12 protein-coding genes are annotated in these 12,346 nt (G+C 74.3%); 7 read left to right on the top strand and 5 right to left on the bottom strand.

Features of this window, described 5'->3' with window-relative positions; translation table 11 throughout:
* Window positions 1-4 precede the first annotated feature (4 nt).
* The 3 genes from kdpC to KM427_RS01780 all read left to right on the top strand — a co-directional run bounded on the left by kdpC (window position 5) and on the right by KM427_RS01780 (window position 4,023).
* A complete protein-coding gene (gene kdpC, locus KM427_RS01790; protein WP_215526053.1) occupies window positions 5-619 on the top strand; it encodes a potassium-transporting ATPase subunit KdpC in 615 nt (204 codons plus the stop codon).
* A 1-nt stretch (window position 620) separates the two neighbouring features.
* Complete coding sequence (locus KM427_RS01785) at window positions 621-3,110, top strand: DUF4118 domain-containing protein (protein WP_215526052.1); 2,490 nt, start codon at window positions 621-623, stop codon at window positions 3,108-3,110.
* A 235-nt stretch (window positions 3,111-3,345) separates the two neighbouring features.
* Entirely contained in the window at window positions 3,346-4,023 is a 678-nt protein-coding gene (locus tag KM427_RS01780) for a response regulator (RefSeq protein ID WP_183592313.1), read from the top strand.
* Between the two features lie 297 nt (window positions 4,024-4,320).
* Here the strand turns inward: KM427_RS01780 and KM427_RS01775 are convergent, their stop codons facing one another.
* Genes KM427_RS01775 through KM427_RS01760 form a run of 4 tightly spaced genes read right to left on the bottom strand, consistent with a single transcriptional unit; the run spans window position 4,321 to window position 7,330 of the window.
* A complete protein-coding gene (locus KM427_RS01775; protein WP_183592312.1) occupies window positions 4,321-4,788 on the bottom strand; it encodes a nitroreductase family deazaflavin-dependent oxidoreductase in 468 nt (155 codons plus the stop codon).
* A gap of 21 nt (window positions 4,789-4,809) precedes the next feature.
* Window positions 4,810-6,279 (bottom strand): DUF6297 family protein, encoded by a 1,470-nt coding sequence (locus KM427_RS01770; RefSeq protein ID WP_215526051.1) that lies wholly within the window; start codon window positions 6,277-6,279, stop codon window positions 4,810-4,812.
* Window positions 6,276-6,941, bottom strand: a complete 666-nt coding sequence (locus KM427_RS01765; protein ID WP_215526050.1) for an ABC transporter ATP-binding protein — start codon at window positions 6,939-6,941, stop codon at window positions 6,276-6,278. The genes KM427_RS01770 and KM427_RS01765 overlap by 4 nt, the downstream gene beginning before the upstream one ends.
* Window positions 6,938-7,330 carry a DUF4446 family protein gene (locus tag KM427_RS01760; RefSeq protein ID WP_252274951.1) on the bottom strand — a complete coding sequence of 131 codons (393 nt, stop codon included), beginning with the start codon at window positions 7,328-7,330 and terminating at the stop codon, window positions 6,938-6,940. Before KM427_RS01760 ends, KM427_RS01765 begins: the two co-directional genes overlap by 4 nt.
* Window positions 7,331-7,432: 102 nt before the next feature.
* On the opposite strand from KM427_RS01760, the gene KM427_RS01755 reads away from it, so the two are divergent.
* Window positions 7,433-8,293, top strand: a complete 861-nt coding sequence (locus KM427_RS01755) for a prephenate dehydratase (RefSeq protein ID WP_502887148.1) — start codon at window positions 7,433-7,435, stop codon at window positions 8,291-8,293.
* A gap of 18 nt (window positions 8,294-8,311) precedes the next feature.
* On the opposite strand, the gene KM427_RS01750 is transcribed toward KM427_RS01755, so the two are convergent.
* Window positions 8,312-9,079 carry a VOC family protein gene (locus tag KM427_RS01750; protein ID WP_215526048.1) on the bottom strand — a complete coding sequence of 256 codons (768 nt, stop codon included), beginning with the start codon at window positions 9,077-9,079 and terminating at the stop codon, window positions 8,312-8,314.
* Between the two features lie 97 nt (window positions 9,080-9,176).
* On the opposite strand from KM427_RS01750, the gene larB reads away from it, so the two are divergent.
* Genes larB through KM427_RS01735 form a run of 3 tightly spaced genes read left to right on the top strand, consistent with a single transcriptional unit; the run spans window position 9,177 to window position 12,229 of the window.
* Window positions 9,177-9,863 carry a nickel pincer cofactor biosynthesis protein LarB gene (gene larB, locus KM427_RS01745; RefSeq protein ID WP_215526047.1) on the top strand — a complete coding sequence of 229 codons (687 nt, stop codon included), beginning with the start codon at window positions 9,177-9,179 and terminating at the stop codon, window positions 9,861-9,863.
* Window positions 9,860-11,017, top strand: a complete 1,158-nt coding sequence (gene larC, locus KM427_RS01740) for a nickel pincer cofactor biosynthesis protein LarC (protein ID WP_215526046.1) — start codon at window positions 9,860-9,862, stop codon at window positions 11,015-11,017. The genes larB and larC overlap by 4 nt, the downstream gene beginning before the upstream one ends.
* A 9-nt stretch (window positions 11,018-11,026) precedes the next feature.
* Window positions 11,027-12,229, top strand: coding sequence for an arginine deiminase (locus KM427_RS01735; RefSeq protein ID WP_215526045.1), 1,203 nt, complete (start codon window positions 11,027-11,029; stop codon window positions 12,227-12,229).
* Window positions 12,230-12,346: the final 117 nt, after the last annotated feature.

The following is a 12,346-nucleotide window of genomic DNA, read 5'->3' as shown; positions in this document are numbered from 1 at the left end:
ACCGATGAAGGACATCTACACGCTCTTCCGCCACAGCCTGGCCGGGCTGCGGGTGCTGGTCGCGATGACGCTGCTCCTCGGCCTCGCCTACCCCCTGGCGATCACCGGCATCGCCCAGATCGCCTTCCCCTGGCGGGCCGACGGGTCGCTGATCACCGCCGCCGGAACCCACACGACCGACGCGCACGACGCCGTCGGCTCCGCGATCGTCGGCCAGGTCGGCGACTCCGACGCGCTGTTCCGCAACCGCCCGTCCGCTGCCGGCGACGGCTACGACATGCTCGGCACCGCCGGCTCCAACCTCGGCCCGAACAGCTCCGATCTGGTCGCGTCGATCGAGCGGCGCCGGGCCGAGATCGCCGCCCGCGAGGGCGTCGACCCGGCGGCCGTGCCACCCGACGCGGTCACGGCCTCGGCGTCCGGCATCGACCCGGACATCTCGCCGGCGTACGCCGCGATCCAGGTGCCCCGCGTGGCCCGTGCGACCGGCCTGGCCGAGGCCGACGTGCGCCGGCTGGTCGGGGAGCACACCTCGGAGCGCACCTGGGGCGTGCTGGGCGAGCCCCGGGTCAACGTCCTGGAGCTGAACATCGCGGTCCGGGAACTGGCAGGATCCTGACATGAACGAACCCCGCCGGGGGAGGCTCACCGTCTACCTCGGCGCCGCACCCGGCGTCGGGAAGACCTACGCGATGCTCGGCGAGGCGCGCCGGCGCTGCGACCGCGGGACCGACGTCGTCGTCGGCTACGTCGAGACACACGGCCGCGAGCACACCGCGACGATGCTCGGCGGGCTCGAGGTGGTGCCGCGCGCGGAGGTCTCCTACCGCGGCACCACCTTCACCGAAATGGACACCGACGCGGTCATCGCCCGCAAGCCCGCGGTCGTCTGCGTCGACGAGCTCGCCCACTCCAACGTGCCGGGCAGCGCCCGCGAGAAGCGGGCCGAGGACGTCGAGCTGATCCGGCGCGCCGGCATCGACGTGATCACCACGGTCAACATCCAGCACCTGGAGTCGCTCAACGACGAGGTGGAGCGGATCACCGGCGTCCGGCAGCGCGAGACGGTGCCGGACGAGGTGGTCCGCACGGCCGACCAGATCCAGCTCGTCGACATGTCCCCCGACGCGCTGCGCCGCCGGATGGCGCACGGCAACATCTACAAGGCCGACCAGATCGACGCCTCGCTCACGTCGTACTTCCGCGTGGGCAACCTGACCGCGCTGCGCGAGCTCGCCCTGCTCTGGCTGGCCGACCGGGTCGACGACGCGCTCGGCGACTACCGGCGCGCGCACCGCATCGAGCAGCCGTGGCCGGCCAAGGAGCGCATCGTGGTCGCCCTCACGGGCGGCGCCGAGAGCGAGACGCTGCTGCGCCGCGGGGCCCGGCTCGCCCAGCGCGCGGCCGGCTCGGAGCTGATCGCCCTGCACGTGATCGCCGCCGACGGCATCGCGAGCGCCGACGAGTCCCGCATCGACCGGGCGCAGCAGCTCGCGGCCTCGCTCGGTGGCACGTTCCACTCGGTCGTCGGCGAGGACGTGTCGCGCGCCGTGGTCGACTTCGCGACCGGCGCCAACGCGACCATGATCATCGTGGGCGTCTCGCGGCACGGCCGGCTGCGCCGTCTCTTCACCGGCACGACCGGCGAGCGGATCGCCTCGCTCGCCGGCACCATCGACGTCCACCTCGTCACGCACGAGCAGACCGGGGGCGCGGGGCGGCCGCGGTGGTACGCCTCGCCGCTGACCCGGCGTCGCCAGGTGGCCGGCCTGGTGCTGTCGGTGCTGCTGCCGGTGCTGCTCACGCTGGTGCTCAAGCTCTCCGACGACCCCGACCAGCTGCCGCTCGACGTCCTGCTGTTCCTGGCGGTGACGGTGCTCGTCGCCCTGATCGGCGGGATGCTGCCGGCGCTGGTCGCGGCGCTCGGCGGCTTCCTGCTCATGAACTGGTACTTCACGCCGCCGGTCAGCAGGTTCACGGTCGCGGAGCCGACCAACGTGGTGGCCCTCGTCGTCTTCGTCGCCGTCGCGATCGGCGTCGCTAGCGTGGTCGACCGCGCCTCCCGACGGGCCTCCGACGCCGTGCGCGCCCGCACCGAGGCGACCACGATGGCCTCGCTGTCGCGCTCGGTGCTGACGGGCCAGGACACGGCCGACGCGGTCGTCGAGCGGCTGCGGGAGACGTTCGGGCAGCGGGCGGTCAGCCTGCTGGCCCGTGGGCCGGTCGGCTGGACCGTGGTGGCGGCCAGCGGCACCGCCCCGGCGACCGGACCCGACGCCGGCGACACCCAGGTCGCGGTCGACGACGACCACGTCATCGTGCTCAGCGGGTCGCCGCTGCGCGCCACCGACCAGCGGGTGCTGGAGGGCTTCGCGGCCCAGACCGGGCTGGTGCTGGAGTACCGCCGGCTGCGCGAGCGCGACGAGCGCGCGGCCGCGTTGGAGCGCGCCGAGGCGACCAGTACGGCGATCCTGCGGGCGGTGTCGCACGACCTGCGCACGCCGCTGGCGACGATGCGCACCGCCGTCGACGGACTGGTCTCCGACAGCGTCGACCCGGCGGCACGGACCGAGCTGGTCGGCGCGGTCGAGTCGTCGACCGAGCAGCTCGAACGGCTCATCGACAACCTGCTGGACCTCTCCCGGATCGAGTCCGGACTGGTGCGCCCCATGCTGCGCGACCTCAGCCTCGAGGAGGTGCTGCCGCTGGCGGTGGCGGGCCACCCGCCGGGCAGGGTGTCGCTCGAGGTCGAGGAGTCGGTGCCGCTCGTGCACACCGACCACGGCCTGCTCGAGCGGGTCGTCGCCAACCTGGTCGGCAACGCGGTGCGGGTCTCGCGCGGCGCCCAGGTGCGGGTGCTCGCACACGTGCTGCCCGAGTCGGTCGAGGTGCTCGTGGTCGACCGCGGCCCCGGCGTACCCCCCGAGCAGCGGGAGCGGATGTTCGAGCCCTTCCAGCGCCTCGACGACAGCTCCGGCGCGGGGCTCGGCCTCGGCCTCGCCGTGGCGCGCGGGCTGACGGCGGCGCTGGGTGGCACGCTGTCGGCGGAGGACACCCCGGGCGGAGGGCTGACGATGGTGCTGTCGATCCCGCGGGCGGGTGGGTCGTGAGGCGGCGGGTCGGCGGTGCGTCAGCAACCGTTCGGGGGCGTCGGAAGGTTGCCTGCTCACCGCTGACCGGGGCCGGAGCCGGCGTCCGCGCCGGCGTCCGGGCCGGCGTCCGCGCCGGCGTCCGCGCCGGCGTCCGGGCCGGCGTCCGGGCCGGCGTCCGCGCTGCCCGGCGGTGCGTCAGCAACCGTTCGGGGGCCTCGAAAGGTTGCCTGCTCACCGCTGACCGGAGCACGTCGTGAGCAAGGTCCTGGTGGTCGACGACGAGCCCGCGCTGGCGCGGGCGCTCGCGATCAACCTGCGCGCCCACGGCTGGGAGGTCGTCACCGCCGCCGACGGCCGCTCCGCGCTTGAGGCGGCCGCCACCGAGCACCCGGACGTGGTCGTGCTCGACCTCGGCCTGCCCGACCTCGACGGCACCGAGGTGATCGCGGGCCTGCGCGGCTGGAGCCCGGTGCCGATCGTGGTGCTCTCGGCGCGCCAGCACGGCGAGGACAAGGTCGAGGCGCTCGACCTGGGCGCCGACGACTACGTCACCAAGCCCTTCGCGATGAACGAGCTGATGGCCCGCCTGCGCGCCGCCGTACGCCGCTCGCAGGACTCGCCCCCGTCGACGTCGGTGGTCACGGTGGGCGACCTGGTCATCGACATGGCGCGCAAGCGGGTCGCCCGGCGCGGCGTCGACGTGCGGCTGACCCCGACCGAATGGGCCTTCCTCGAGCTGCTCGCCCGCAACGTCGGCAAGCTGGTCACCCGCGAGCAGGCGCTCCGCGAGGTGTGGGGGCCGGCGTACGAGCACGAGACCCACTACCTGCGGGTCTACGCCGCCCAGCTGCGCCGCAAGCTCGAGGACGACCCGGCGCACCCGCGGCACCTGGTCACCTCACCGGGGCTGGGCTACCTGCTGGAGGAGTGAGTGGGGGCGTCGGTGTGGTCGTGCCCCCGGTGCTTCATCAAGGGATGATGGCGAAGCCGCGCATCCCTGGCCGGCCTCACCCGGGTAGGCGCGGGTCGACCTTCATCCCTTGATGAACCTGCGGCGGGTGGTGGCAGAGCCCGCCTCCGGCCCGGATCACCTCGTTTCCCCGGCCGCCCGGGAAATGAGCGCGACCCGCCAGTTGGCATAGTCCGTCACGATCTGGTTGCCCGAACACCGGAACGACAGCAAGAACGTGACGGACTATCCCGGCCGCGGGCCAGCAGACAGCCCGGGTCAGCGCGGGGTGAGCCAGAAGAGTGGCAGCTCGCGGTCGGTGCGGTCGGCGTACGTCGCGTAGTTGGGCCACCCGGCGACGGCGACCGCCCACTTCTCGTCGCGCTCCGGACCGGCAAGCTCGCGGGCGTCGACGGCGAGGGTGCGGCCCCGGTAGGTGATGGTCGGGTCCTGGGCGGCGCGCAGGTTGGCGGCCCAGGCGGGCGGTTCGGGGGCGCCCCAGTTGGAGCCGACGACCAGCCAGCCGTCGCCGTGCGGGACGGTCAGCAGCGGCGTGGTGCGCAGGATGCCCGACCGGCGGCCCGGCACCTGGAGCACGAGCTCGTGCAGCCCGGTCGTCGTCATGATCGTGACCCGGCCGCGCGAGAGCCGCTGGAGCGTCTCGTCGATGCGGACGATGAGGCCGGCGTAGCGCGGCAGCCACGGCTGCGCCCCGAGCTTGATCGCCATCCACCGCAGGGGGTTCATGGCCGGATCGTAGGGCCCCGATCAGCGCCTCGACACCAGAAAGGCGAGGACGGCGACGCTGAGCGCCACCGACCATGCCGCGCCGACGGCGGTCGGCGCCGCGAGCAGCGGGATGGTGCCGAGCAGCAGGACGTCGAACCCGCGCAGCACGCTGCCGTAGAGCGAGGTCGGCACCGCACCCATCGGGGAGGCGATCAGCGGGAGCCGGTAGTCCGGCGGCCGGCTGGTGGTCCACCGCACCGCCGCCGCGGCGACCGTGACGCCGGCGGCCAGGGCGGTCAGCAGGCTGTCCGGCCACGGTCCGCCGACCGCGTGGTGCACGGCCGGCGCCGTCGCGAGGCCCCACAGGACCAGCACCAGCCCGGGTACGCCGAGGCACGCCAGCCGGACCACCCACGCCGGCTGCGGGAAGCAGCGCAGCAGGCTCATGGTCCGCGAGAGCACCCGCAGCGCGGTGAACAGCCCGACGCCGCCGACGAACCCGGTCAGCGTCACCACCACGAGCACCAGGTGCCCGAGGCCGAGGGTCGCGGCGACGTACGGCAGCACCAGCCCGGCGGCCAGGGCGGTGAGCACGGCACCGTTGCGCCGCAGTCGCACCACCTCGCGCCACACCAGGGCGCCCCCTCCCACCGCTCGGCCGCGCACGATCCGCACCGTGCTGCGCGCCCGCCAGTGCCGGGCGAGCAGCACGTCGAAGAGCAGCGTCAGGTCGAGGCTGGAGAGCGCGCCCGAGAGCCCCGGCAGCAGCGCACCACCGTCGGTGAGGCGCTGGCGACGGATGCCGGCGAGCGCCCGGCCCGCGCGGACGACGTACGCCGCTGCGCCGGCCGCGACCAGCACCGCCGCGCCGGCCAGGACCGGGGTCGCCGGGCTGCCGGAGGCGCCGGGGACCAGGCCCGCGGCGACCAGCACCAGTCCGGCCCACAGGACGGCCGCGAGCATCCGGCCCAGCGCCCGGATCCCGCGGTCGGAGGCCGCCTGGGCCCGGGCGGCGAGGGCGACCAGGAGCACGCACAGCAGCGCCGCGAGCACGGCGGACCACGCCACGGCCGAGGCAGCGAACCCGCCCAGGAGGCCGCCGACGGCCGCCGGGACCGCGCCGGCGACAGCGGCCACCGCGAGGGTGCCGAGGAGCCGACCGCGGAGCAGCGCCGTGCGGTCGAGCGGCGTGGCGAGCAGCCAGCTGCCGACCGCCGGCGACGCGAGCATCGGGCCGAGCAGGCGGGCGACCCCGAGCACCGCGGTCACGCCGGCGAGGGCCAGCAGCCAGCCCAGCGCGCCACGGGCGTCGACACACGCCTCGGACGTGCACGCGCCCGAGGTGACGACCCGCAGGTTGAGCAGCACGTTGATCGCCATCGCGCCGACGACGAGGGCGGAGAAGATCGCGACGTACGCGTCCTGGAACGCCTCCAGGAGGCTGGTGTCGGTGCGGCCGCGGCGCCAGGTGCGGACCTGGCGCCGGAGCTCGCGGACCTCCGCGCTCATGGCTCGGACGACACCGGTGGCTCGGGCGTGCCGAGCGCGTCCAGGTCGAGCACGTCGTCGGCGACGGCCGCGACCAGGTCGGGGTCGTGGCTCGCGAGCAGGATGCCCAGCCCGTCGGCCTTCTCCCGCCGGAGCCGCTCGACCAGCCAGGCGAGGCCGGGCCGGTCCAGGCGGGCCTCTGGCTCGTCGAGGACCAGCAGCCGGCGCGGCCGCACGAACGCGCTCGCCAGCGCCAGCCGGCGGCGCTGCCCCGACGACAGCGTGCCCGGCAGCTGTGCGGCCTGCGCGACCAGCCGGACCTCCTCCAGCACCTCGTCGACCAGCGCCTCCGCGTCGTCGACCCGGTGCGCCCGGGCGAGCAGGTCGAGGTGCTCGACCACGCTGAGGTCGGGGAAGAAGTCGAGGTCGTCGGTCACCGCCGCGACGTCGCGGCGGTCCCGGACCGAGCGCTCGTCCACGGGGCTGCCGTCCAGCTCGACGGTGCCCGAAGTGGGCTCGTCCGCGCCGGTCACGCACCGCAGCAGCGTCGACTTGCCGGCGCCGTTGCGCCCGCGCAGCGCCAGCGCCCGGCCGGGTGCGACGTCGAGGTCCACGCCCTCGAGGACGGTGACCTCGCCGTACTTCTTGGTGAGCCCGCGGACCCGCAGCAGGGGCGCCGTCACGGCCGCGCGTGGTCGATCGCCTCGAGCTCCTCGGGGGAGAGCTGCTGCTCGCAGGTCCAGTCGCTGATGCTCTTGGCGTAGGTGCGCGCGTCGCTGCGACCGTGGATCGAGGTCAGTACGACGCCGCTGCCGCTGTCGTCGAGCAGCGCGACCGACCACGACAGGTGGCCGCCCATGTCGCCGAACGCGTCGTAGCGCACCACCGCCAGATGGCGCAGCGCGTCGGTGCCTTCGCGACGCAGCGCGGCGACCTCCTGGCGCAGGCCCTGGACGTCCTCGGGCACCGCGTCGACCCCGCCGTCGCCGGCCCGCGGCGTGCGCCGCGCCTGCAGCGTCAGCGCCAGGGCGACGGCGGCCAGGGCCAGGGCAACCACGGACACGAGCTCCACGACGTCGAGCCTAGGCGCTGGGGCCAGGCCGCTCCGGGCACGCCATGCCGCACTCTGGGCAGCACGGCCTCCGGCCCGGCGCCGCGTGGGACCATGACGGGTGTGACCCGACGCATCGCCTACCAGGGCGAACCCGGCGCCAACTCCCACCAGGTGTGCAAGGAGCACTACCCCGACTGGGAGGCGCTGGCGTGCGCGTCGTTCGAGGACGTCTTCGCGGCGGTCGACGGTGGCCCCGGAGTCGAGCCGAGTGCCGACCTGGCGATGATCCCGATCGACAACTCGATCGCGGGCCGGGTGGCCGACATCCACCACTTCCTGCCGGACTCCGGGCTGCACATCATCGCCGAGCACTTCCTGCGGATCCGGTTCCACCTGATGGCGGTGCCCGGCGCGGGGCTCGACGGCATCCGCACCGTGCACAGCCACGTGCACGCGCTCGGCCAGTGCCGCAAGATCATCCGCCAGCACGGCCTGACCCCGGTGATCGCCGGCGACACCGCCGGGGCGGCCCGCGAGGTGGCCGAGCTCGGCGACCCGACGATGGCCGCGATCTCCCCGCCGCTGGCCGCGGAGATCTACGGCCTGGAGATCCTGGCCAAGGACGTTGAGGACGAGGACCACAACACCACCCGATTCGTGGTGCTCTCCCGCGACTTCGTCCAGGCGCCCGCCGGCAACGGCCCGGTCGTGACCAGCTTCATCTTCAACGTCAAGAACCTGCCCTCCGCGCTCTACAAGGCACTCGGGGGCTTCGCCACCAACGGTGTCAACATGACCAAGCTGGAGAGCTACATGGTCGGCGGGGAGTTCACCGCCACGCAGTTCCTCGCCGAGGTCGACGGACACCCCGACGACCCCGGCGTACGCCGGGCGCTGGACGAGCTCGCGTTCTTCACCACCGAGGTGAAGATCCTCGGGGTCTACCCGGCGGACTCCTTCCGGACCACCGCCTCGGGCTGACCCGACGGGCGGCCGTCATCAGCTCGCCATCAGGTTGAACATCCCGCCCTGCGGGTCGGCGAGGACCGCCATCCGGCCGACTCCCGGGACGTCGAATGCGGGCGCGACCACGGTGCCGCCGAGCCCGACCGCCCTCTCGATCGTGGCATCGACGGACTCGACGTTGAAGTAGACGTTCCAGTGCGGCGGCACCTCCGCCGACATCGGCGGCAGCGCACCACCGACCTGACGGCCCTCGACGACCAGGCAGGTGTACGCCGGGCCGCCGCCCATCGCCATCTCCTCCCAGGCGACCCCGAGGACCTCGGAGTAGAACCTCGTGGCGGCCGGGATGTCGGGCGTCACGACCTCGTTCCAGATCGGGGTGCCGGGCTCGTTGGCGCGCTCGGTGCCGATCGAGGTGCCGGGCTGCCACAGGTTGACCCGCGCCCCGGTCGGATCGGCGATCGCGGACATCCGGCCCATGTCCATCACGTCGAAGGGCTCGGCGTCGACCCGCCCACCGGCGCCGGCCACCCTCGCCGTCGTCGCATCGACGTCGCCGACGGTGAGGTACACGCTCCAGAACGCCGGATGGTCCTCCATGCCCGGCATCGGCCAGCTGATCCCGGCGACCGTGTCGCCCTCCTTGCTCACGGCGACGTAGTAGTGGTCGTCCTCCATCGGGACGTCCTCCAGCTCCCACCCGAACAGCGGACCGTAGAACTCCTTGGCCGCGGCCTGGTCGGGCGTGACCAGCTCGACGTAGCTGGGCGTGCCCTGGGGGTACCTCTCGAACTTCGGCATCTTCCTGCTCCCTGCTTCCGGTGCTGCCTCGGTGTCGACCCGCTGTCCAGCCAACACCCGGCCACCGACAGTCGCAACGGTCGAGTAGGTTCGGCCCGTGGAGCAGCAGGACCCCCGGATCGCCGACCTCGGCTTCGCCCGCGTCGACATCGACCGCGCGGCGCGCACCGGTGACCCCGAGGTCGTCTACGGCGCGGGCAAGACGCCCGACCAGGTGGTCGCGATCCTGCGCACCCTCCACGCCCAGCACCCCGAGCGCGCGGTGCTGGCCACCCGGCTCGACCACGAGACACTCGAGGCCGTGACGCAGGCGCTGCCCGACGCAGCCGTCGACCTGGTCGCCGGCGCCGCGACGCTCGGACCGCTGCCGGAGCCGCGGGGCACGGTCGCAGTGATCAGCGCCGGCACCTCCGACGCCCCGGTCGCGGCCGAGGCGGCGCTCACGGTCGCGGTGCACGGCGCCGGGGTCGACCGCGTCGACGACGTCGGCGTCGCGGGCCTGCACCGGCTGCTCGGCGTCCGCGACCGGCTCGAGGCCGCCGACTGCCTGGTGGTGGTCGCCGGCATGGAGGGCGCGCTGCCCTCGGTGGTCGGCGGGCTGACCGGCGTGCCGATCGTGGCGGTCCCGACCAGCGTGGGCTACGGCGCCTCGCTCGGCGGCGTCGCCGCCCTGCTCGCGATGCTCAACTCCTGCGCCCCCGGCATCACGGTGGTCAACATCGACAACGGGTACGGCGCGGGCGTCCACGCGGCCCGGGTCGCCCGCCAGTCGGTGCCCCGATGACTGTCTGGATCGACGCCGCCGCGGGCGCCAGCGGCGACATGCTGCTCGGCGCGCTGGTCGGCGCGGGCGTGCCGCTCGCGGTGCTGCAGGACGCGGTCGACGCGGTCGCCCCCGAGCCGGTGACGCTCCGCGTCGAGGAGGTACGCCGCGGCGACCTCGCCGCCACCCGGGTCCACGTCGATGTCACCGAGTCCCACCACCACCGCACGTGGCGCGACGTGCGGTCCATGCTGACCGGCCACGACCTCGCGCTGACCGTCTTCGAGCGGCTCGCGGTCGCGGAGGCCGCGGTGCACGGGACCACCCCCGACGAGGTGCACTTCCACGAGGTCGGGGCGCTCGACGCGATCGCCGACATCGTGGGCGTCTGCGCGGGCTTCGAGCACCTGGGTGCCACCGAGGTCACGGTCTCCCCCGTCGCGGTCGGCTCCGGCACGGTCGAGACCGCGCACGGCACCCTCCCGGTGCCGCCTCCAGCCGTGGCCGAGCTGCTGCGCGGCGTGCCGACCTTCGCCGGTCCGGTGGCCATGGAGCTGTGCACCCCGACCGGCGCGGCCCTGCTCACGACGCTGGCCACGGCGTACGGCCCGCAGCCGCCGATGGTCGTCGACCGGATCGGCGTCGGCGCGGGCGGGCGCGACCCGGAGGGGCACGCCAACGTGCTGCGGCTCTTCCGGGGTCTCGAGGCCTCGACCTCCGGGAGCGAGCGCCCGGTGCTGCTCGAGTGCAACGTCGACGACCTCGACCCCCGGGTCTGGCCGGCGGTGCTCACCGCACTGCTCGAGACCGGGGCGGCCGACGCCTGGTTGACCCCGATCCTGATGAAGAAGGGCCGGCCGGCCCACACCCTCAGCGTCCTCGTCGACGCCGGCCATGCGGCCGTCGTGCGCACCGAGATCTTCCGGCAGACCACGACGATCGGGCTGCGCGAGCAGCCGCTCACCAAGCACGCCCTCGACCGCGAGATGCTGCCGATCCAGGTCGACGGCCACACGATCGCGGTCAAGCTCGCCCGGCACGAGGGCGTCGTGGTCAACGCCCAGCCGGAGTACGACGACGTGGCCCGGGCGGCCGCGTCGCTCCGGCGTCCGGTCAACGAGGTGCTCACCGAGGCGCAGGACCTCTGCCGCGCCTTCCTCGGGACCGGCTCGTAGTCTGGCCGCATGGCCACCCACGGTGCCGACAGCGAGGTCGGCCGGCTCCGGACCGTGCTGCTGCACCGGCCCGGCAACGAGCTGCGCCGGCTCACCCCCCGCAACAACGACCGGTTGCTCTTCGACGGGATCCCGTGGGTGGCCCGCGCCCAGGACGAGCACGACGGGTTCGCGGCGGCACTGCGCGACCGCGGGGTCGAGGTGCTCTACCTCACCGACCTCCTCACCGAGGCGCTGGCGAGCGAGGCGGCGCGCGACGGCGCGATCACGACCGCCCTCGCCGGGCTGCACCTCGGCGACTCGCTGCGCGCCTACCTGGGCGGCTTCCTGCGCGAGGCGTCGCCGGCGGAGCTGACCGGCTACCTGACGGCGGGGATCCGCAACGACGAGGTCCGCGGCGGCTACGGGCTGGTGACCTCGCTGCTCGCGCACGACGACTTCCTCGTCGACCCGCTGCCCAACCTGCTCTTCACCCGCGACTCCTCGGTCTGGGTGCGCGACCGGGTGGCGGTCACCTCGCTGGCGATGCCCGCGCGCTCGCGCGAGACCCAGCTGACCGAGCTGATCTACGCCGAGCACCCGCGCTTCCGCGGCACCCGCACCATCCACGGCTGGCGCCACGAGCACGTCGAGGGCGGCGACGTGCTGCTGCTCGCCCGCGGCGTGATCGCGGTCGGCGTGGGCGAGCGCACCACCCCGGCCGGCGCGGAGCGGTTCGCCGGCCAGGTGTTCTCGGCCGGCCTCGCGCACACCGTGCTCGCCGTACCCATCGCGCAGGAGCGGGCCACGATGCACCTCGACACCGTGTGCACGATGGTCGACGTCGACAAGATCGTGATGTACCCCAACGTCGCCGACTCGCTCCAGGCGTACGCCGTGACCGCCGCCGACGACGGGCCGCTCACGGTGGCCGACGCCGAGCCCTTCCTGGTCGCGGCCGCCAAGGCGATGGAGATCGACACGCTGCACCAGATCGACACCGGGCTCGACCCGGTCACGGCCGAGCGCGAGCAGTGGGACGACGGGAACAACACCCTCGCGATCGCGCCGCGGGTGGCGGTGGCCTACGAGCGCAACGTCGAGACCAACGCCCGCCTCGAGGAGGCCGGCATCGAGGTGGTGCGGATCGCCGGCTCCGAGCTCGGTTCGGGCCGCGGCGGGCCGCGGTGCATGAGCTGCCCGGTCTGGCGCGAGCCGCTGCCGGCCGACTGACTCACCCGATGGGCCGCACCGCACGGACGGCACCTGGAAGACCCGGTCGTTGGCGACGGGGGATGCGCCAACGACCGGGCTCCGTGGACACTACGCGGCCGTCTCGGACGGCTCCAA

This window comes from Nocardioides sp. LMS-CY (assembly GCF_018732145.1).
In the GTDB taxonomy this organism is placed as follows: domain Bacteria; phylum Actinomycetota; class Actinomycetes; order Propionibacteriales; family Nocardioidaceae; genus Nocardioides; species Nocardioides soli.
The sequence above is the reverse complement of the archived record's forward strand: the minus strand, read 5'-3'. Positions and strand labels throughout refer to the sequence as shown.

Coding starts and splice junctions, on each gene's coding strand:
- KM427_RS01785 (WP_215526052.1), top strand. CDS start 621: ATGAACGAACCCCGCCGGGGGAGGCTCACCGTCTACCTCGGCGCCGCA.
- KM427_RS01770 (WP_215526051.1), bottom strand. CDS start 6,279: ATGAGCGCGGAGGTCCGCGAGCTCCGGCGCCAGGTCCGCACCTGGCGC.
- KM427_RS01775 (WP_183592312.1), bottom strand. CDS start 4,788: ATGAACCCCCTGCGGTGGATGGCGATCAAGCTCGGGGCGCAGCCGTGG.
- kdpC (WP_215526053.1), top strand. CDS start 5: ATGAAGGACATCTACACGCTCTTCCGCCACAGCCTGGCCGGGCTGCGG.
- larC (WP_215526046.1), top strand. CDS start 9,860: ATGACTGTCTGGATCGACGCCGCCGCGGGCGCCAGCGGCGACATGCTG.
- KM427_RS01750 (WP_215526048.1), bottom strand. CDS start 9,079: ATGCCGAAGTTCGAGAGGTACCCCCAGGGCACGCCCAGCTACGTCGAG.
- KM427_RS01735 (WP_215526045.1), top strand. CDS start 11,027: ATGGCCACCCACGGTGCCGACAGCGAGGTCGGCCGGCTCCGGACCGTG.